The following is a 20,601-nucleotide window of genomic DNA, read 5'->3' as shown; positions in this document are numbered from 1 at the left end:
GGAGCATTCTCCTAGCTTTTTCTATCGTTATTACAATTATTTTGCTTCTTGGTAACGTTTTTCAGCAGCGTTCCAATCTACAACGTTCCAGAATGCACCGATGTAGTCAGGACGACGGTTTTGGTAATTTAGGTAGTAAGCATGTTCCCAAACATCTAAACCTACAACTGGAGTTTTACCTTCAGTTAGAGGAGAATCTTGGTTTGGCGTGCTTGTTACTTCTAGCTCACCATTGTTTACTACTAACCAAGCCCAACCAGAACCGAAACGAGTTGCGCCAGCTTTTGCGAATTCTTCTTTGAATGCATCGAAGCTACCGAATTTCGCTTCAATTGCAGTTGCAAGTTCGCCTACTGGTTGTCCGCCGCCGTTTGGAGATAAGATTGTCCAGAAGAATGTATGGTTAGCATGTCCGCCACCATTGTTACGTACTGCTGTACGGATTGCTTCTGGTACTTCGTTTAAGTTTGCAACTAATTCTTCTACGCTTTTGTCAGCTAATTCTGCATGACCTTCTAAAGCAGCGTTTAAGTTTGTAATGTAAGTGTTATGATGTTTTGTATGATGGATGTTCATTGTTTCTTTGTCAAAGTGAGGCTCTAAAGCATCATACGCATAAGGTAAATTTGGTAATTCGTGTTTTGCCATTGTTATATTCCTCCCAGTTTATGTATTGCCACTTAAGTGACATACAACTTCATTCTACCCTAATTGCCATAGGGTGCAAACAAATAAATCACATTGTCTTGCTATCATTAACGTAGCAAAAATCCCACTTCTTTTCAATTAAAATGCTCATATATTCCGTAAAAAAAGCTCCCTTCTACAAGGAAGCTTCCCACTGACATAATAAACATGCGAAATGGATATGGACCCTGTAGGACTCGAACCTACGACCGGACGGTTATGAGCCGTCTGCTCTAACCAGCTGAGCTAAGGGTCCACAATTATGTATGTAACAACATATCAAATAAAGGAATTCCTATCGGATATATCCTTTAAGAAATGTAAGATAAATTTACCATATGGCAAAGAAAAGTGTCAATTGTATTTTTCTCATATAAAAGAAGAAAATTAATAAAAAGAAATTTAGTTATCTCCACTAAATGTAAATATAATATATCTTGAGATTCTCTAGATTCCTACGTTACAATGATTTTATACATACATAAAGGAAGTGAATCTATGTCCATATTTACCCAATTAGCAAAAAGCGTATATTCGCCTAAAGATATGGCGTTATTCCGTTTTCAAAAAATCGGAAAAACCATTTTGTATATTATGCTACTTTGTCTAATCACTACTATTCCAAGAACATTCTTTTACGGCAGCTTTATTCAAGATAGTGTTACCATGGTAAATCAAGCAATTGAAAAAGATTTACCTGATTTTAAAATCGAAAACGGTGAACTAAAAGCAGATATTGAACAACCTATTCTAAAGGAAGAAGGAGATGCTCTTTTCGTATTTGATCCCAATACAACAGATATAGAAACATATCAAAACAAAACTGGTTTATTTATTTTAAAAGATAAAGTAGTTTCTATAGGAAATGGTCAAACACAAACATACTCCTATAATGATTTATTAGGGACATCTCTTGAGAAGAAAGACTTGCAAGATTTCATTTCTGTATTCGATAGTATTTATCCAATTTTACTAGCTGTTATCGGCGTGTTAGTATATCTATTCCAATTGTTTATTACTTTCTTAGGAATTACTTTACTTGCGTTTATAGGTTCTGCTATGAGCGGTCAACGTAAATTATCTTATAAGCAAGTATGGACGTTAACTGCATACAGCTACACAATTCCAACAATCTTCTTTATGATTATGGATCTATTCAAAATTGTTGTACCTGGTTCAACATTCATTTATATCGCAGTTGTTTTAATTGTTCTTTACTTAACGATTAAAGAAGTTCCAAAACCGAAAGAAAAATAAAAACGAAAAAATGCCTAAATAGGCATTTTTTTTTTGGACAAGCATATATTCCTAGCAAAGGAGTGAAGAATATGAAAAGATTAGGTATATTCTTATTCGTGCTTGTTCTTGGTTATATATTTTATTACGATATAAAAATCGGCACTTTACCGATGTTAAGTTCATATAAAAAAACAACCGCTGCCCAAACGATAAAGCAAGAAAATACAGATACAAAACAAAAGAAAGAGAACAAAGCAGAAAAAGAAACAGATGTAACTTATAAAACAATCGAAGTCAAAACAGGTGAGACAGTTCTTTCTATTACTGAACAAATCAATAAGAAAAAAATCCCTTCCATTGAAAAGGTAATTGATGACTTTAAACAACTAAACAAAAGTACATCTGCTACAAAAATACAAATTGGAAAGTCTTATAAATTCCCGTTATATCAATGAGCAATCACTTAATCCTTGTCAATTACATAAAGGCGCTGATACAATAGTAAAAGTGAAACCGAGCACTTCGGTTTCTATAGCCCTGTATCACGTATACTTTCATTGATATGAGGGACTAAATAAGAAACTTCTTTTATAAGGAGAGCGATCTATTCGTGAATGAAATGACTCATCGTACAAAAACACGTCCAGTTAAAGTCGGTAATTTAACAATTGGCGGTAATAATGAATTAATTATACAAAGTATGACAACAACAAAAACACATGATGTTGAAGCAACAGTTGCTGAAATTAAACGTTTAGAAGAAGCTGGCTGTCAAGTCGTCCGTGTTGCTGTTCCAGACGAACGCGCAGCAAATGCTATTGCTGATATTAAAAAACAAATCAACATTCCACTTGTTGCTGATATTCATTTTGATTATCGTCTTGCTTTAAAAGCAATTGAAGGTGGCATTGATAAAGTACGTATCAATCCAGGTAACATTGGTCGTCGCCATAAAGTAGAAGCTGTTGTAAATGCAGCAAAAGAACGCGGTATTCCAATCCGTATCGGTGTAAACGCAGGTTCATTAGAACGTCACATTTTAGAAAAGTACGGATACCCAACTGCAGATGGTATGGTCGAGAGCGCCCTACATCACATTAAAATTTTAGAGGATTTAGATTTCCACGATATTATCGTATCTATGAAAGCCTCTGATGTTAACTTAGCAATTGAAGCATATGAAAAAGCTGCTCGTGCTTTTGATTACCCATTACATTTAGGTATTACAGAATCCGGAACATTATTTGCCGGAACTGTAAAAAGTGCCGCTGGTCTTGGCGCAATCTTAAATAAAGGCATCGGAAATACACTACGCATTTCATTAAGTGCTGACCCAGTTGAAGAAGTAAAAGTTGCGCGTGAACTATTAAAGTCATTCGGTCTTGCATCTAATGCAGCAACACTTATTTCTTGTCCAACTTGTGGTCGTATTGAAATTGATTTAATTAGTATCGCTAACGAGGTGGAAGAATACATCTCTACACTAAAAGTACCAATTAAAGTTGCAGTACTTGGTTGCGCTGTAAACGGTCCTGGTGAAGCTCGTGAAGCTGATATCGGTATTGCCGGTGCACGTGGAGAAGGATTATTATTCCGTAAAGGGCAAGTTGTTCGTAAAGTACCAGAAGAAATAATGGTAGAAGAACTGAAAAAAGAAATTGATGTAATTGCTGCTGAAATGGCTGCTGAACGAGAAAAAGAAAAAGAAACACAAGAACAATAAAAAGAAGGTTGCCACAATATTTGTGGCAACCTTCTTTTTTACGTAAAAAAGCTCGTCAGTTATGTAACCGACGAGTTCTTATTTTGCACATTTTGGACAACGGCCATATATTTCAAACTTATGACCGGTTACTTCATAACCGTTAAAATCTTTATTCATAAAATCCATCGGGCAGGAAGTAATCTCTTTCGTTCCCCCGCAATCTAAACAAATAAAATGATGATGATGTTCCATAATAGAACATGTAAAACGAAAATGTTTTTCACCATTTAATTCCGTTTGTTCTAAAACACCGATTTCAGCAAACACCGTTAAGTTACGATAAATCGTATCAAAGCTAAGACCTGGATAATCATCCTTCATATGCTCTAAAACGTCTTTCGCCGTTAAATAACGATTGTGAGCTGCAAATAACCTGAGCATTTCTTCCCTTTTCCCCGTATGTTTGTATCCTTTATCTTTCATTAGGCGTAAAGCTTCTGTTAGATTCATATCTATCCCTACTTTATGCAGTTTTTTTCTTTTTCCATAAAATCGCACCAATTAAAATAAGAACTGCTATCATAACAATTGTACCACCTGGTGCTAGATCAAGTTGATATGAAGCAAACATTCCACCAATTACTGCAATTTCACCAAATAAAATGGAAAAGAAAATTGTTTGTTTAAATCCATTCGCAATACGAATACTTGCTGCAACTGGTAACGTCATTAATGATGATACGAGAAGAACCCCTACTACACGCATTGATACTGCAATAACAAGAGCAACCAATATAATGAAAATAAAGTGAATCCACTTTGCACTCAAACCGGTTGATACAGCATATTCCTCATCAAACGATAGTAAAAATAACTCTTTGTATAATAAAGTGATCGTTACAATAACAACAATTGCTACAATGCCGATGATTATTAAATCCGTACTTGTTACAGCACTTACACTCCCAAATAAATAACTAAATAAATCAGTGTTAAATCCATTTGCAAGTGATATAAAAATAACCCCAATCCCCATTCCTGCTGAAAGAATAATCGGAATTGCTAATTCTTGATAATGTTTATATACAGTACGTAATTTTTCAATTAGTAACGCCCCACCAATAGAAAAAATCATTCCCATATATAACGGATTTAAAAATCCTCCTGTGAAAATTGTTTTTTCTAGTAGTAAACTTGCAGCAATACCCGATAATGTCACGTGACTTAAAGCATCCGCAATAAGCGACATTCGGCGAATGACAACAAATACACCGATAAGCGGCGCAACAAGTCCTATTAAAATCCCTGCATATAAAGAGTTCCGTAAAAAGTCATATTGTAAAAAATCTTGTATCATTATATCCTCCCGTGATGCTCATGCTCGTGTTCTAAACGATGAACATGATGTCCATATAAGACGGACATTTCTGCATCTTCTAACTCTCGGAACTTCTCTACATTTCCATGGAAATGTAGATGTTGGTTTAAGCATGCAACATGTGTTACCTTCTCTGTAACAGCTCCCATATCATGAGTAACGAGAATTAATGTGATTCCTAACCTTTTGTTTAAATCCTCTAATATCTCATAAAAACTTTCTACATTCTTCACATCGATTCCAACAGTGGGCTCGTCCAAAATAAGTAATTCAGGATCACTAACGAGCGCACGAGCAATAAATACACGCTGTTGTTGTCCACCAGAAAGTTCTCCGATATTGCGCCCTTGAAACGCACTCATCCCTACATCAGCAATCGCTTTTTCTACCTTTTCCTTATCGTTTTTCGTGAAAAAGCGAAACAGCCCTTTTTTCGAAACGAGTCCCATTGATACAACTTCAAAAACAGTGGCCGGAAAACCAGAATTAAAGCTATTTGCCTTTTGCGACACATAACCAACTTTGTTCCATTCTTTAAACTTCTTACTGTCAACACCAAACAAACGAATACTTCCCTGTTTTGGCTTTAAAACGCCTAATAAACATTTTAGCAAAGTAGATTTCCCAGAACCATTTGGCCCAACTAAACCTAAAAAAGCTCCCTTCGGAACTTGCAAATTAATATCTTCTAACACATTTCGATCTTCATATCGAAATGACAATCCTTCTATTTCTAATATATTATTCATAGCATCTCACCTATTTTAATTCAGAATGATTCCGATTTATATCTATTTGAATTATAGTACAGCTTATTATAGTTGTAAACCAATCTGCCTAAAATATATCAATTTTTTCAAGAAACCTTACTATTATAACAAAAAGCAGAGAAAAATTCTCTGCTCCCGAAAAATATTCCTATAAAATGAAACCTTAATCAGATGAGGCCATCCCCTAACGATTGGCGAGGGTTTTTACTGGATAAATTTTCTAGTGGATAGCCGATTTAAACTTGCCACCATTTGTCTCTTGTGTATTCATAATCGTAACGAACGCATTCGCATCAATTTCATACACAATTGATTTTAACTTCGTCACTTCCAGACGCGTTACAACTGCATAAATAACTTCTTTTTCTTTATCCGTGTAACCGCCTTTCGCTACAAGCTTTGTAGTTCCACGACCAAGACGATGCAAAATCGCATTTGATACTTCCTCATATTGATCTGATACAATTAAAACTGCTTTCGTTTCATCTAAACCTTGAATGACTGTATCAATTGTTTTGAATGCGATATAGTACGTCATAACAGAATACATAGCTTGTTCAACACCAAATACAAATGCTGCCCATGCAAAAATGAATAAGTTCACAAACATTACAAATTCGCCAACAGAGAAAGGTAATTTCTTCGTTAATAAAATACCCATAATTTCTGTTCCGTCCATTGATCCACCATGGCGAATAACGAGCCCTACACCAATACCTAAAATAAGACCACCAAACACTGTTGCTAAAATCGGCTCTGTTGTAAATGGCGGAACAGCATGTAACGTTGATTCAATAAACGCTAAAGCTACAATACCGAACGCCGAAGATAACATGAACGTTTTCCCGATTTGCTTATAACCTGAATACATAAATGGGATATTGAGAATAACGACTAAAGTAGAGAAACTTAACCACCAAATATTAGGAGTAAGATAATCTAATATAAGAGAAATACCAATAATTCCACCATCAATAATTTTATTTGGCATTAAAAATAGTTCAATCGCTACCGCTGCGCATGCTGCCCCAAAAATAATCATAACTAAACGATAAATAAGATGGATAACACTTTCTTTTCGATGTTGCTTTTGTTCCATAAGTCCTCCTTATACTCTTTTTCTATAGTTTTGTCCTTATATTATAACATACGCTTCTTTTTCTCATGGAAAAAGAAACTCTATACGAATATGTACAAGCTACGTACTCATATATTTCGATAGAAGAACGTGTGAAGGAGGATAACTCGATGAACCTCATTAAACAACTTGTAAATAAAAAATTAAATCATATTTCTACAAAAGAGTTATTGAAATATAGTAAAGAATATGAAGTTTCTATTACGACTGCACAAGCGGATCAAATTGTTTTACTTATGAAAGGAAAGAATATTAACATTTACGATAATGACGAACGGCTAGAGCTCTTAAAACAAATAGCAAAAGTAACCTCCCCTGCTACTGCCCAACAAGTAAATACTTTATTTCAGCAACTACTAAAATAAGGAGGGGAAAATCCCCTCCTTATTGCTTATTGCGCTTTAATTTTCTCAAGAATTCCTTCATCAAAAGTACCATTTTTCAGCATTTCGATTTCTAATTTATATGGTGGCTTCTTATCTTTTTTATCTTCACCTACATATGGCGTTTCAAGAATTTTTGGTACGTGCATTAACTGCGGATGATGCACAATATGATGTAACGCTTTATAACCGATATGACCGAAGCCGATATTTTCATGACGGTCCTTTCCTGCGCCGCATACATTTTTACTATCATTAATATGAAGTACTTGCAAACGATTCATACCAACAATCTTATCAAATTCATTTAATACGCCGTCAAAATCATTTACAATATCATATCCTGCATCGTGCGTATGACACGTATCAAAGCATACTGATAATTTTTCATTATATTTTACACCATCAATAATCTTTGCAATTTCTTCAAAGCTACGACCGCATTCTGTTCCTTTTCCTGCCATCGTTTCTAACGCAATGTTAACCGTCTGCTCTGGCATTAATACTTCATTAAGCCCTTTAATAATTTGTTGAATACCAGCATCCGCTCCTGCACCAACGTGCGCACCTGGGTGAAGAACGATTTGTTTCGCTACACCTAATGCCGATGTTCTTTCAATTTCCATGCGAAGGAAGTCTACACCTAATTGGAATGTTTCTGGCTTCGTCGTATTCCCAAGATTAATAATATATGGCGCATGTACGATAATTTCCTCAATACCGTTTAGTTCCATATGTTTTCTTCCTGCTTCTATGTTCAATTCTTCAATTGGTTTTCTTCGTGTATTTTGCGGTGCACCTGTATAAATCATAAACGTCGTTGCACCGTATGAAACAGCCTCTTCACTTGCTGCTAATAACATTTTCTTACCACTCATAGAAACATGAGATCCAATCTTTAACATACAATCACCTCTTCAATATACAATAGATATAATGATAGCATAATTTGTAGAAATATGTAGCGAATTGTTTGTTCCTAAAACACTACGCAAATTGTAACTAGCTACACCGAAACTTTAATCAGTGTTTTTTCATTCCCCACCGATTATTATCCCGCAAATATCCGGATAAAAAAAGATAAGGGGGCTCCCCTTATCTTTTTTTATTGCTATATTTTTTCTTCACTTTATCACGTTCTGTTGCAAGTTTACGTTTATAGTTTGGTTTTACTTTTTTCGGCTTTTTAATAACTTTCGTTGCCATAACATCAAGTTCATCATTTGGTTTTTTACGGCTCTTACGACGACGACGTTCACCTAAATCCGCCCACTCATCTCCGCGTAACTCTACATGCTTGAACTCAATATGACGTTGTTTTTCTAAACTATCTAACGCTTCTTCGTTTGCTGGATCATAAATCGTCACTGCAATACCTGAATGCCCCGCACGTGCTGTTCTTCCAACGCGGTGAACGAAGAAATCTAAATCTGATGGAAGTTCGTAGTTAATAACATGACTAATTCCTTCAATATCAATACCACGTGCTGCTAAATCAGTTGCAACAATATATTGGAATTCAAGATCACGAATTTGTTTCATCATTTTTTTACGATCACGCGGTGATAAATCTCCGTGAATTCGTCCAACTTTTAAGCCACGTTCCATTAATCCGTCAGCAACCTGATCCGCCATCTTCTTCGTATTCGTGAAAACAACTGCTAAATACGGTTTAAATTGTAGCAACATTTTGTTCACTAAATCGATTTTGTTACGATGTTTAGAAGGTACTAAATAATGCTCAATATTCCCAGCCGCAACTTGTTTTGGATTGATATGAATATGCTCTGGATTCTCCATATATTTCTTCAGAAACGGTTTTAGTTTTTGAGGAATTGTTGCAGAGAAAACTAGCATTTGCAGGTTTCTAGGCATGCGTGATGCAATTTTGTCTACATCATGAATGAATCCCATATCAAGCATTAAGTCTGCTTCATCGACAATAATAGTATTTGCTTTATGAACAAATAATGCTTGTGCTTCCACTAAATCTTTAATACGTCCTGGTGTTCCAACTACAATATGAGGTTGTTTTTTCAACTTTTCAATTGATCGTTGTTTATCAGTTCCACCAATTAAACAACGTGCTGTAATCATTTGATCTTCCGCACAAAACTTTGTTAATTTCACGATTTCTTCGTAAATTTGTTGTGCTAACTCACGAGTAGGCGCTGTAATAACAAGTTGTACTTCTTCACGACTTGCATTAATTCTGTTCAATGTAGGAAGTAAGTATGCATGTGTTTTCCCAGAACCTGTTTGGGATTGTCCAATTACACTTACACCTTTTTTCACGACCGGGAAAATTTTCTTTTGAATTCCTGTCGGCTCTGTAAAGCGTAGTTCACGAACTGCATCTATTAAAAATGGTTTAAAATCATACTGTGTAAAAGTTTGTTGTGTCATAAGTTACACCTTCTTTCTAAATTTCTACTGCGCGCACAAATCAGCCAAGTCTACATTATATCGAAATCTACAAGTAAAATCCATCTTTAGTTTAGGTTTTTACTTCAAAAACTAACCTTCTTCCCTCTTATTGCATATTGTATGTGTATATACCTAACTGAAGAAAGGAGGATTTCTCACATGTTTCCAAAATCCCACACAAGGCAAATGTATCCGAATCAAGGACAGCAACCTTATACACCATATCCAATTCCACAACTACCACCGATGGCACAAAAAAAGAAAGGGTTCCTTGCTAAACTCTTTAAAAAACACGATCCAACCGAGCCTTTCATGCAAATGGTTCCACCTTATCGACAAATGGATGGACCGCCGCCAATGATGCACCAGCAACCGCCGCCCCAATATCAACAACAATACCAATACCAACAACAATACCCGCAGCAATACTCACAACAATATCAACCATACATGCAGCAACATCCAGAGCAAATGATTCCCCCTCAAATGTATGAATCAAATGAAACGCGCGGCGGTGCAGCAACTACAGCAGCATCAAGTAGCGGCATCGGCAGTTTTTTTGCAAATTTAATTTCGAATCCAACTAATATGATAAACAATATTGAAAAAGTATCCCAAGTCGTTCAATCTGTAAGCCCTGTCGTCGAACAGTACGGTCCTATTATGCGTAACCTACCAAGCATTGTTAAAATCCTCACCTCTGGAAAAAGTACGGAAGAAGATCCAACTAAAAATCCAACTGAAGACATAACAGAAAAGGTTGAGGTAGCAACTCCGCCTCCTCCACAAAAAAAAAGAAAAAGAAAAAAAATAGTGATTGAGCCTGTCATAGAAAAAGAATTACGAGAGGAGCCTGTTCAAAAAATAGCAACAAAACCAAAACTATATGTGTAACAATCCTTTGTTTTCTATCCATTCCTCCTTTATAATGTAAAAGACTATGCACAAAAGTATCCCTTGTTTAGAAGGAGAGGATTACTCATATGAAAATTGTTAAAATTTCCCCTCGTGGTTATTGCTACGGTGTTGTGGACGCGATGGTTATTGCACGTAACGCCGCATTAGATACATCATTACCAAGACCTATTTATATTTTAGGTATGATTGTTCACAACAAACATGTAACAGATGCATTCGAAGAAGATGGCATCATTACATTAGACGGTCCAAGTCGATTAGAAATTTTAGATAAAATCGATTCTGGTACTGTTATTTTCACTGCACACGGTGTTTCTCCAGAAGTTAAACAACGTGCAAAAGAAAAAGGTTTAACGACAATCGATGCCACTTGTCCAGATGTTACAAAAACACATGACCTTATTGAAGCAAAGAAAACTGAAGGTTACCATGTCATTTATATCGGCAAAAAAAATCATCCAGAACCAGAAGGTGCAGTTGGTATTGCACCTGACATCGTTCACCTTATCGAAAGAGCTGATGATTTAAAAACATTAGAAATTCCAACAGATAAAATTTTAGTTACAAATCAAACAACGATGAGCCAATGGGATGTTCAACATTTAATGAAGGACATTCAGAAGAAATTCCCAACAGCAGAATTCCATAAGGAAATTTGTTTAGCAACTCAAGTTCGCCAAGAAGCTGTCGCTAAACAAGCTGATGTTGCAGACTTAACAATTGTTGTCGGTGATCCGAAAAGTAACAACTCAAACCGTTTAGCACAAGTATCACAAGAAATCGCTGGTACGAAAGCATACCGCGTTGCAGACGTAAGTGAGATTAAATTAGAGTGGCTACAAGGTGTAGAAAACGTAGCTGTTACAGCAGGTGCTTCTACTCCAACTCCAATTACAAAAGAAGTTATCGCTTTCTTAGATCAATATGATCCAATGAATCCCGCTACATGGGAGAGAGTTCGAAAAGTACCATTACAAAAAATATTGCCTCGTGTAAAAGTGAAAAAAGAACAATAATAAAAACCGTTGCCTATAAGCAACGGTTTTTATTTTTCTTATACAAATGTAAATGGATCTGTATGTAATTGCGAAGCATGAATGTGTACATTGAGTTTCTTTTCATCCAATTTTTCTTGTAATTGCTTTTGTACACCTTGCTTCATTACTTTTTCAACGTTATGTCCTGGGTCAACTATATTTAAACCGAGCATCATCGCATCATGAGCAACATGATAATACATGTCACCTGTTACATATACATCCGCTCCTTTAAATTTAGCTCGATTGATGTATTTGTTACCATCGCCACCAAGTACAGCTACTTTGCGCACTTTATCATTTAAATCCCCAACAACTCGTGCACCCTTTACATCTAATGATTTCTTTACATGTTCCGCAAACTGTCCAAGTGTCATTTCTTCTTGTAAATATCCTATTTTTCCAAGCCCTAATGTTTCACCTTTGTTATCAAGTGGATACACATCATATGCTACTTCTTCATATGGATGTGCCGTTACCATTGCTTTAATCACTTTTCGCTGTAGTGAAGCTGGAATTATCGTTTCGATTCGCACTTCTTCTACGCGTTCTAACTGCCCAGTTTCCCCGATATAAGGATTTGTTCCTTCTTGAGGTACAAACGTACCTGTACCCTCACTATTAAACGTACAGTGGCTATAATTGCCGATATGACCAGCACCTGCGTCTCCTAATGCTTTTCGTACTTCTTCTGCATGAGTTACTGGCACAAACACAACAACTTTTTTCATTTCTTCTGCATATGTCGGTGCCAAAACTTCTGTATTTTGCAATCCTAACGCCTCAGCAAGTAAATCATTTACCCCACCCTTAGCAACATCCACATTTGTATGTGCTGCATAAATGGCAATATCATTTTTAATACACGTTTCAATAATTCTTCCGTACGCTTTATCTGTATGAATCGCTTTTAACGGATTAAAAATTAAAGGGTGATGCGCAATAATGACATTCGCCCCTAATTGAATTGCTTCATCCACAACTTCCTCCGTTACATCTAACGCAATCAATACGTGTTGTACGGGTTTATTAAGCGCTCCAATTTGCAGGCCAATCTTATCTCCTTCCATCGCCAAATGCTTCGGATACATACTTTCAAATAAAGAAATAATTTCATGGCCATTTGGAATTTTACTCATGATAAAACCTCCCGTATCATTTTCATTTTCGCTTCTACTTCCGCACGCTTCGCTTTTGTTTCTTCAGAATCAGCCGCACGTTCTAACTGCTTTAAAATATTTTGGAAGTTTTTCAATTCCCCTTCCCATTTTTCAACGAAAGCTTCACCTTTTTCTTTTATTAAAAATGGTCCCATAAATAATTCCGCTTGTTTATTTTCAGAATAAGGCACCGCAATGTCTCCTCGCTCGCCTACTAAAATCTCGTAAATTTTCCCATCTTCTTTTACGATTTTTTCATGGATAAGCTCCCATCCATTCTCAATAAACCATTCACGAATGTGATGCGCTGCAATATTCGGCTGTAAAATTAAACGAGTTACCCCTTTTAATTTTTCTTTACCACTTTCTAAAATGTCACGAATTAACGCTCCGCCCATTCCAGCAACCGTAATTACATCTACTTCTCCTGGCGCGATAACAGCTAATCCATTCCCTTTACGCACATCTACTTTATCTTGTAAGCCACTTTCAGCTACAGTTGCTTGTGCAGAGCGAAATGGTCCATCTACAACCTCTCCAGCAACTGCTTTTGTAGCAATATTATTTATAATTGTATAACACGGTAAATACGCATGATCCGATCCAATATCAGCTACTGTAGATCCTACCGGTATTTCACGCACTACTTCTTCTAATCGTTTTGAAAGCTTTACTTCATTCATGTATTTCCATTACTCCTTCTCTTGTCAGTCTGTCTCCATGATAATGAATTTATAGTAGTTGTTGCAAGCCTATAAAAACAATTCACTTCTCTATCACTCATCGTATTTTAGAAAATATAGAAAAACAAGCCCTTTGCATAAGCAAAAGGCTTGTCATACGGAACTTTATTTTTTCTTCGATAACCAATCAGCTACTTTAGCGGCTTGATCAGCTGGAACTATATTTGGTGGCATATTTCCTTTTCCTTTCGAAAGAATTTCTTTAATTTCATCTTTTGAAAGTTTTCCACCAATTTTTTGTAAATTAGGTCCTACTGCCCCTTGTAACTGATCACCGTGGCAGCTCGTACAGCTTTGCTTCACAATATCCTCTGGTTTTGATGCTGTTTGTGCTGGCTTCCCGCCATTTTTTGCATCAGCTAACTCTTTAGATTTATTTAGCCCCTGAAATGAAAATACAAACATAACGATAATACCTAATGCTGCAATAAGAGCGAACGGAATCAGCGGATTACGTTTCATATCTCTTCTCCCCCCTCTATACCCCTAAATAGTTAGATGATTCAGTCATTTCCATTGTACTTGAAAACGCTCTATCAGAAAAGAGCAAACTACTAATCGTTAAAAATTTTCCATAAATTCTGTTTATTGTTTTTTATTGTTATATCGCTTATTATTTCGATAATTATTAACGTTTCTCATCATATTTTTCACTTTTCTACATATATTTTTGTATAGAATACACAAAATTAATCGAAAAATCGAAAAATGAGCATTTGCAAATCAAAAGACAATTCTGTAAAATAAATTACAAGAAATTGTAATCGTTGCTGATAGCTAAAGTTTAACAAAAGTTAACAAAATAAAAAAGTTTACTTCACAAAGGTGAAGTAAACTTAAAAGTAGCCTATTCTAAGAAATCCTTAAGACGCTTACTACGGCTTGGATGTCTTAATTTACGAAGTGCTTTTGCTTCAATTTGACGGATACGTTCTCTCGTTACGCCGAATACTTTCCCAACTTCTTCAAGCGTACGAGTTCGTCCATCATCTAAACCAAAACGAAGACGTAGAACATTTTCTTCACGATCTGTTAGTGTATCTAACACATCTTCTAATTGTTCTTTTAGCAATTCATACGCTGCATGGTCCGCAGGCGATGTTGCTTCTTGGTCTTCAATAAAATCACCTAAATGGGAGTCATCTTCTTCACCGATCGGTGTTTCAAGAGAAACTGGCTCCTGTGCAATTTTTAAGATTTCGCGTACTTTTTCTGGAGCAAGATCCATTTCTTCACCAATCTCTTCAGGAGATGGTTCGCGTCCTAAATCTTGTAGTAATTGACGTTGTACACGAATTAACTTATTAATCGTTTCAACCATATGAACTGGGATACGAATTGTTCGTGCTTGGTCTGCTATCGCACGTGTAATCGCTTGGCGAATCCACCAAGTTGCATACGTACTAAATTTGAAACCTTTACGATAATCGAACTTTTCAACCGCTTTAATTAGACCCATATTCCCTTCTTGGATTAAGTCTAAGAAAAGCATACCACGGCCCACGTAGCGCTTTGCAATACTTACTACAAGACGTAAGTTTGCTTCTGCAAGACGACGTTTCGCTTCTTCATCGCCTTCTTCAATACGCGTTGCAAGTCGAATTTCTTCTTCTGCAGATAGTAAATCTACACGACCAATTTCTTTTAAATACATACGAACGGGATCATTGATTTTAACCCCAGGTGGTACACTTAAATCATTAAGGTCAAATTCTTCTTCCGCTTTTGTAATTTGGCGATTATTAGGACCTTCGTCGTTATCATTGTCACCAACTAAGTCAATCCCTTGTTCACCTAAATATTCATAGTATTCATCCATTTGATCGGATTCAATTTCAAATCCATTCATGCGTTCTGCAATCTCTTCATATGTAAGAACGCCACGTTTTTTTCCGAGCTCAGTGAGTTGTTCTTTCACTTGCTCAAGGGTCATTTCAGTTTCAATTTGTTTAGAACGAGCTGGTTTGTCAGCCATCTGTTCCCCTCCTTACGCGAGATACAAACATTCATTATACTAAAAATTTATCAAAAAAGCTATTTTCTCGCTTTTTGATTTTGTAAATATGCTACATAATACTTAGCAGCCTCTACAGGATCTGTTTTTTCCATTTGTTTTACCTTAAAGATGATTTCCATCTTTTCAAGTTTTTCTTGATGACGGCTGAGCGTCTCCAAATGGCCTTGTAACACTTCTTCTGTGTATTCTGGATTAATAAATTCATCCGTCGAAATATCAGTGATAATATTTTTCAACTTCTCATCAGAGAGCCAACTTAAAAATGTTCCGACTGAAGGTTCATTTCCCTTTTCATAATATGCGTATAGTTCATATAAAATCCCTTTATGTTCTTCTGTATGAAAATCTTCTATGTGGGATTCCATACGAACAGCCACTTCTGGACTTTGCAACATATGATAAATAATTTCTCTTTCTGCCCTTTCAAAACCTGTTAACTTCGGTTTTGTTTGAACAATTTGAGACGGCTTAGAAACCTGCTTTACTTGTTTTTGCTGTACCTTTTGTTCTTTGCGATATTGGTGCAATTGATTCAAAAGAGTTTCCATTGAATACGAAAATTCTTGCGATAATGACTTCAAATATGATTCTGCCTGCATCGCATCCTGTAGCAACGATAACTCTTTTAAAACACTTTTCACATATTCTTCTTTGCCAGACTCATCTTGCAAATTTTTCCCTAAACGCAAATAATTTATTTTAAAACCAACAAAACTTATACTTGATTTCACAAGATTTTCAAAAGCAGTTGTCCCATATTGTTGCACATATTCATCAGGATCAAGCTTATCTGGCAAGGATGTAACTTTCACTTGGCAACCAACTTTTAGCAATAATTGCCCTGCTTTCATCGTTGCTTCTCGCCCTGCTTTATCACCATCATAGCAAAGAACAACAGTTTCAACGTTACGTCGCAGAAGTTTTGCTTGTTCTTCAGTTAAAGCTGTTCCCATTGTTGCGACAGCTTCTTCCACACCACTTTTTACCGCAGCCATTACGTCGGCATACCCTTCAAAAAGGACCACTTGCCCACGTTTTCTAATAAACGGTCTCGCTTGGTGGAAGTTATACAACAATTTACTTTTATGAAAAATCGGTGTTTCAGGGCTATTTAAATATTTCGGAGTGTCGTCTCCTAATGCCCTTCCACTAAACGCTATCACTTTACCTTGTAACGTATAGATTGGAAACATAACTCTTCCACGGAAGCGATCATAATGACTACCATCTTTCTCGCTTCTTATGAGAAGACCAGCTTGTTCCATACTAGACAGCGATACACCTCTTTTTTGTAAAATTTTCGTTGCTGCATCCCAAGCAGGTGACGCATAACCAATTTCAAACTTCTCAATCATCTCTTTCGTAATACCACGTTTTAACAAATACGAAAGTGCTTCATTTCCTTCTTCTGTATTTACTAATAAATGATGATAGTACTTTTTCAAAAGTTCATGAGCCTGTTGCATGATGACAGTGTCATCAGATATGTCTTCTTGTTGTCCTTGCCCTGATGTATACTCTGCAACCGCCATTCCATTTCTTTCACCTAGCTTTTGAACAGCCTCGGTAAAAGCCAATCCTTCCATTTTCATTAGAAAGGAAAATACATTTCCACCTTCTCCACATCCGAAGCAATGAAAAATTTGCTTATCAGATGAAACAGAGAATGAAGGAGAATTCTCACCATGAAATGGACAAAGGCCAAAATAGTTACGCCCCTGTTTTCTAAGTTGAACGTATTCACCAATCACTTCTACAATATCCGATGACGTCCGAATCTGTTCAACAACTTCTTCGGGAATTCTGTTCCCCATAAATCCATCTCCGTGTCGTATTTTGTATTCGATAAAAATTAAAAAATTCCTTTATAATTCGACAATATTTTTTCTAAACTTATTAGAAAGTGTTGTCGATCACGTTATCAAACGATTTTGCAGGCCCTTTTCTGCGTAATTTCGCAGATACGTACCTACTATATAAAATTGTATCCATTTGCTCACCTGTTACAAATGTACCTCCTGGAGACAATACATATACACTTTTTACAAGAAGACTAGCAAGCACCATATCCTATGTGATCACGAGATCTGTTTTTTTTGCATGTTGATACATATAAAAAATCAACTGTAGCTTATTCAGTATCTACATAGATCCAATTTCCCTTGCTACTTCCTTAAACGATGAGCATACGATGTGACAAACAAAATTTCGACATGAACTTTCGTTCCAACTTGCACAATTTTCAGCATTCACAGGCTATGCATCTGCATCAACTAATACGATATTGATGTTTTGCATATTTCTGTATTCTACATCCCTTCTGCGAATCCTTCCATAATGTGCGTTTTCTTGTATAGATTTTGTCGATTTAACGTAATTACATGTCTTTTCGTAAATCCTATCCCTAGTTTATTCTGAAAAATTAAAGTCTAAACGTAAAACATAGGTTTTTATCACAATTTTTTATTATAATATATTTTCTTCAACTACGCTACATATCCCTTTATTTTTTCATCTTCTATTTCAGGATAACGAAACCCTGCCTTTAGCATAATAAAAAGACAGAAGAATATAAGTATAACCACTCCGCTATAATCTATTACGAAATCAACAGGTATTGTGTTTCTCACGAGCGAAAAAAGCACATTCACCTTTGGTAAATGTGCTAAAACAATTTTTGGTTTTGCACTGCATTCACAATAATGTTGGCTGTTTCTTCAATCGCTTTATTCGATACATCAATTACTTGACAATTTATTTTACCAACTACATTCTCAAAGTGATCAATTTCTTCTTTAATACGATTAATATTGGCATATGTTGCACCATCACTTAGTCCAAGTGATTTCAATCGCTCTTTTCGAATATGATTCAACTTCTCTGGCGTAATTTTCAAACCGAAGCATTTTTCTTTAGCCACTTGATATAACTCTTCAGGCGGATCTACTTCTGGTACGAGCGGTACATTAGCAACTTTCAAACGTTTGTTATGAGCTAAATATTGAGAAAGTGGTGTTTTTGATGTGCGCGAAATCCCAATCAACACGATATCTGCTTTTAAAATACCACGCGCGTCTCTACCATCATCATACTTTACAGCAAACTCAATCGCTTCAATCTTTTTAAAGTATTCTTCATCTAATCTACGAACAACACCCGGTTCATATCTTGGTACTTGCCCTGTAATTTCTTCAATTTGATCGATAAGAGGCCCGATAATATCATATGCCTCTACGCCTTCTTTCGCAGCCTCTGTCACTAAATACTGACGCATGTCAGGCTTTACTAACGTAAAACAAATAAGCGCTTGATTGCTCTTAGCAATCGAAATCACTTCTTTTAATGTCCCTGTATCTTCTACATACGGTACACGTCTAATATCAGGAGCAAATGGGAATTGCCCCATCGCTGCTCGAACAACCAAATCAGCCGTTTCTCCAACAGAGTCAGATACGACATATACGATTTTATTATCCATTATATTACCTCACTTTAAACAAATTACACTTATTCGTTATTTACTAAGTTTACAAACGCACGTGTAATATTTGTTTTTGTAATTCGTCCAATCACTTCTAAACCTTGCTTCGTATCTTTCACAACCGGCATCGCATCAATCTGTCTTTCTATTAATTCCATCGCAATATCATACAAAGAATCCTCTCTACGACACATCGCAATGTTTGGCATCCTTGTCATGATAATATTAACCGGAAGAGAGGTTAAATCCTGCTTTCCAAGGCTAGCTCTTAATAAATCTTTACGAGACACAACACCAACTAATAGAATCGCCTGATCTACAACAAATAAGGTACCTACGTCCTCTAAAAACATTGTACAAATCGCATCGTATACTGATACATTTTTATCAATTACAGCTGGTCTAGATTGATAATCTTGTACTTTAATTTTCTTAACAGCCTCAGATAATAGCTGCCCCCCGGTTTTACCCGTATAAAAATAACCTACGCGTGGACGCGCTTCTAAATAACCAGCCATCGTTAAAATTGCTAAGTCTGGTCTTAGTGTTGCACGTGTTAATCCTAATTGCGCAGCAATTGACTCCCCTGTAATAGGACCGTGATCTTTTACAATCTGAATGATATGTTCTTGCCGTTTATTCAGCTCTATGATAATCACCACCTTTAATGCACAACGAAAAAAGTTATACTATCTCTTAAATATTATATACTAAATATGCTATTTGAAAAAGATAGGATGTAAAAAGGACCGTATACGGCCCCAAATTATATTTGAAACTTATCAAGTTGTTCTAAGAAACGTCTTGACTTCAAATAAATCCCGCAATATTCATCATAATATGTATTCAATACTAAACGCATTTGTTTTTTTGTGCTATCCTTCACCGATACATTGCCAAGTCTATGTAAATCGAAGTGGTAGAAAAGACGTAATAATTTATGAACAGCTTCCCCCACTGGTATACGATACTGGTCTTGCTCAGCATGAAGCGAGCACAGAAAACCGCCTTCCCGGACAGAGAAGGCGACAAAATCTGTTTCTTGATGACAAATCGCACATGTATCAAAGTACGGGCGCATCCCTAATACCGGAAGCATTTTCGTTTGATAAATTAATGATAATACTTCTGAATCAACACCCTCACACATATAATGCAACGTTTGATATAACATTTCAAATAAATATGGATTATGTTTTTTATCTTCTGTTGCTTTATCAGTTAACTCAACAATAAATGATGCATAAGCAGTTAAAAATATATCCTCGCGAATTTCTTTCATAGTTGAAATAATCTCGCCTTGTTGCAAAGTTCCAAGTCCAGATCCCATTTGAATAAGAAAATTACCATGGGTCATAAGTTGCGAAACAGATGCTAACCGGCTTTTCGGTTTTTTCGCTCCTCTTGCCATTGCACTTACCTTACCCAATTCTCTTGAGAATATTGTAACAATCTTGTTCGTTTCTCCGTAATCTGTCGTACGGATAACGATGCCCTCAACTTTTTGAAACATGTTCG

22 protein-coding genes and 1 tRNA gene are annotated in these 20,601 nt (G+C 36.1%); 6 read left to right on the top strand and 17 right to left on the bottom strand.

Features of this window, described 5'->3' with window-relative positions:
* Nucleotides 1–36: 36 nt before the first annotated feature.
* Both sodA and ACSG5Z_RS11140 read right to left on the bottom strand, forming a co-directional pair.
* Nucleotides 37–648, bottom strand: a complete 612-nt coding sequence (sodA, locus tag ACSG5Z_RS11145) for a superoxide dismutase [Mn] (protein ID WP_001052034.1) — start codon at nucleotides 646–648, stop codon at nucleotides 37–39.
* 221 nt (nucleotides 649–869) lie between these two features.
* A tRNA-Ile gene (locus ACSG5Z_RS11140) sits at nucleotides 870–943 on the bottom strand.
* Nucleotides 944–1,185: 242 nt separating this feature from the next.
* On the opposite strand from ACSG5Z_RS11140, the gene ACSG5Z_RS11135 reads away from it, so the two are divergent.
* From ACSG5Z_RS11135 to ispG, 3 genes are all read left to right on the top strand, one after another.
* Complete coding sequence (locus ACSG5Z_RS11135) at nucleotides 1,186–1,944, top strand: DUF1189 domain-containing protein (protein WP_000021902.1); 759 nt, start codon at nucleotides 1,186–1,188, stop codon at nucleotides 1,942–1,944.
* Between the two features lie 71 nt (nucleotides 1,945–2,015).
* Complete coding sequence (gene yqfZ, locus ACSG5Z_RS11130) at nucleotides 2,016–2,381, top strand: protein YqfZ (RefSeq protein WP_048541536.1); 366 nt, start codon at nucleotides 2,016–2,018, stop codon at nucleotides 2,379–2,381.
* Nucleotides 2,382–2,545: 164 nt separating this feature from the next.
* Nucleotides 2,546–3,649: a flavodoxin-dependent (E)-4-hydroxy-3-methylbut-2-enyl-diphosphate synthase gene (gene ispG, locus ACSG5Z_RS11125; protein ID WP_075308387.1), complete on the top strand. Its 1,104-nt coding sequence runs from the start codon at nucleotides 2,546–2,548 to the stop codon at nucleotides 3,647–3,649.
* Nucleotides 3,650–3,727: 78 nt separating this feature from the next.
* On the opposite strand, the gene ACSG5Z_RS11120 is transcribed toward ispG, so the two are convergent.
* From ACSG5Z_RS11120 to ACSG5Z_RS11105, 4 genes are all read right to left on the bottom strand, one after another.
* On the bottom strand, nucleotides 3,728–4,141 hold the full coding sequence (locus ACSG5Z_RS11120) for a Fur family transcriptional regulator (protein ID WP_001054512.1): 414 nt from the start codon (nucleotides 4,139–4,141) through the stop codon (nucleotides 3,728–3,730).
* A gap of 13 nt (nucleotides 4,142–4,154) precedes the next feature.
* Complete coding sequence (locus ACSG5Z_RS11115) at nucleotides 4,155–4,988, bottom strand: metal ABC transporter permease (protein ID WP_000613823.1); 834 nt, start codon at nucleotides 4,986–4,988, stop codon at nucleotides 4,155–4,157.
* Nucleotides 4,988–5,758 (bottom strand): metal ABC transporter ATP-binding protein, encoded by a 771-nt coding sequence (locus ACSG5Z_RS11110; protein WP_001059648.1) that lies wholly within the window; start codon nucleotides 5,756–5,758, stop codon nucleotides 4,988–4,990. Before ACSG5Z_RS11110 ends, ACSG5Z_RS11115 begins: the two co-directional genes overlap by 1 nt.
* A gap of 241 nt (nucleotides 5,759–5,999) precedes the next feature.
* Nucleotides 6,000–6,878 carry a YitT family protein gene (locus tag ACSG5Z_RS11105; RefSeq protein ID WP_000435955.1) on the bottom strand — a complete coding sequence of 293 codons (879 nt, stop codon included), beginning with the start codon at nucleotides 6,876–6,878 and terminating at the stop codon, nucleotides 6,000–6,002.
* 149 nt (nucleotides 6,879–7,027) lie between these two features.
* On the opposite strand from ACSG5Z_RS11105, the gene ACSG5Z_RS11100 reads away from it, so the two are divergent.
* Nucleotides 7,028–7,282 carry a DUF2624 domain-containing protein gene (locus tag ACSG5Z_RS11100; protein ID WP_001048965.1) on the top strand — a complete coding sequence of 85 codons (255 nt, stop codon included), beginning with the start codon at nucleotides 7,028–7,030 and terminating at the stop codon, nucleotides 7,280–7,282.
* 26 nt (nucleotides 7,283–7,308) lie between these two features.
* Here the strand turns inward: ACSG5Z_RS11100 and ACSG5Z_RS11095 are convergent, their stop codons facing one another.
* Together ACSG5Z_RS11095 and ACSG5Z_RS11090 are read right to left on the bottom strand one after the other, a co-directional pair.
* Nucleotides 7,309–8,205: a deoxyribonuclease IV gene (locus ACSG5Z_RS11095; protein ID WP_435711454.1), complete on the bottom strand. Its 897-nt coding sequence runs from the start codon at nucleotides 8,203–8,205 to the stop codon at nucleotides 7,309–7,311.
* 190 nt (nucleotides 8,206–8,395) lie between these two features.
* A complete protein-coding gene (locus tag ACSG5Z_RS11090) occupies nucleotides 8,396–9,706 on the bottom strand; it encodes a DEAD/DEAH box helicase (RefSeq protein ID WP_000194012.1) in 1,311 nt (436 codons plus the stop codon).
* 180 nt (nucleotides 9,707–9,886) lie between these two features.
* On the opposite strand from ACSG5Z_RS11090, the gene vrrA reads away from it, so the two are divergent.
* Both vrrA and ACSG5Z_RS11080 read left to right on the top strand, forming a co-directional pair.
* Nucleotides 9,887–10,621 (top strand): VrrA/YqfQ family protein, encoded by a 735-nt coding sequence (gene vrrA / locus ACSG5Z_RS11085; protein WP_097907663.1) that lies wholly within the window; start codon nucleotides 9,887–9,889, stop codon nucleotides 10,619–10,621.
* An 89-nt stretch (nucleotides 10,622–10,710) separates the two neighbouring features.
* Complete coding sequence (locus tag ACSG5Z_RS11080; RefSeq protein WP_435711453.1) at nucleotides 10,711–11,661, top strand: 4-hydroxy-3-methylbut-2-enyl diphosphate reductase; 951 nt, start codon at nucleotides 10,711–10,713, stop codon at nucleotides 11,659–11,661.
* A 38-nt stretch (nucleotides 11,662–11,699) separates the two neighbouring features.
* Here the strand turns inward: ACSG5Z_RS11080 and ACSG5Z_RS11075 are convergent, their stop codons facing one another.
* The 9 genes from ACSG5Z_RS11075 to recO all read right to left on the bottom strand — a co-directional run bounded on the left by ACSG5Z_RS11075 (nucleotide 11,700) and on the right by recO (nucleotide 20,596).
* Nucleotides 11,700–12,821 carry a Nif3-like dinuclear metal center hexameric protein gene (locus tag ACSG5Z_RS11075; RefSeq protein ID WP_435711452.1) on the bottom strand — a complete coding sequence of 374 codons (1,122 nt, stop codon included), beginning with the start codon at nucleotides 12,819–12,821 and terminating at the stop codon, nucleotides 11,700–11,702.
* Nucleotides 12,818–13,525, bottom strand: coding sequence for a tRNA (adenine(22)-N(1))-methyltransferase (locus ACSG5Z_RS11070; protein ID WP_435711451.1), 708 nt, complete (start codon nucleotides 13,523–13,525; stop codon nucleotides 12,818–12,820). Before ACSG5Z_RS11070 ends, ACSG5Z_RS11075 begins: the two co-directional genes overlap by 4 nt.
* Nucleotides 13,526–13,690: 165 nt before the next feature.
* A complete protein-coding gene (cccA, locus tag ACSG5Z_RS11065; RefSeq protein WP_000828145.1) occupies nucleotides 13,691–14,047 on the bottom strand; it encodes a cytochrome c550 in 357 nt (118 codons plus the stop codon).
* A gap of 385 nt (nucleotides 14,048–14,432) precedes the next feature.
* A complete protein-coding gene (gene rpoD / locus ACSG5Z_RS11060; RefSeq protein ID WP_000764061.1) occupies nucleotides 14,433–15,560 on the bottom strand; it encodes an RNA polymerase sigma factor RpoD in 1,128 nt (375 codons plus the stop codon).
* 59 nt (nucleotides 15,561–15,619) lie between these two features.
* Nucleotides 15,620–17,416 (bottom strand): DNA primase, encoded by a 1,797-nt coding sequence (gene dnaG, locus ACSG5Z_RS11055; protein ID WP_435711450.1) that lies wholly within the window; start codon nucleotides 17,414–17,416, stop codon nucleotides 15,620–15,622.
* 82 nt (nucleotides 17,417–17,498) lie between these two features.
* Nucleotides 17,499–17,630 (bottom strand): hypothetical protein, encoded by a 132-nt coding sequence (locus ACSG5Z_RS11050; protein WP_116758354.1) that lies wholly within the window; start codon nucleotides 17,628–17,630, stop codon nucleotides 17,499–17,501.
* 637 nt (nucleotides 17,631–18,267) lie between these two features.
* Nucleotides 18,268–19,080, bottom strand: a complete 813-nt coding sequence (locus tag ACSG5Z_RS11045; protein ID WP_000368941.1) for a pyruvate, water dikinase regulatory protein — start codon at nucleotides 19,078–19,080, stop codon at nucleotides 18,268–18,270.
* A 29-nt stretch (nucleotides 19,081–19,109) separates the two neighbouring features.
* On the bottom strand, nucleotides 19,110–19,742 hold the full coding sequence (ccpN, locus tag ACSG5Z_RS11040) for a transcriptional regulator CcpN (RefSeq protein ID WP_002077328.1): 633 nt from the start codon (nucleotides 19,740–19,742) through the stop codon (nucleotides 19,110–19,112).
* Between the two features lie 107 nt (nucleotides 19,743–19,849).
* The gene (gene recO, locus ACSG5Z_RS11035) at nucleotides 19,850–20,596 is read right to left on the bottom strand and encodes a DNA repair protein RecO (protein ID WP_435711449.1); all 747 of its coding nucleotides are present in this window, start codon (nucleotides 20,594–20,596) and stop codon (nucleotides 19,850–19,852) included.
* Between the last annotated feature and the right edge of the window lie 5 nt (nucleotides 20,597–20,601).

Origin of the sequence: Bacillus pretiosus, assembly GCF_051294775.1 — a bacterium.
Classification (GTDB): Bacteria; Bacillota; Bacilli; order Bacillales; family Bacillaceae_G; genus Bacillus_A; species Bacillus_A wiedmannii.
The sequence above is the reverse complement of the archived record's forward strand: the minus strand, read 5'-3'. Positions and strand labels throughout refer to the sequence as shown.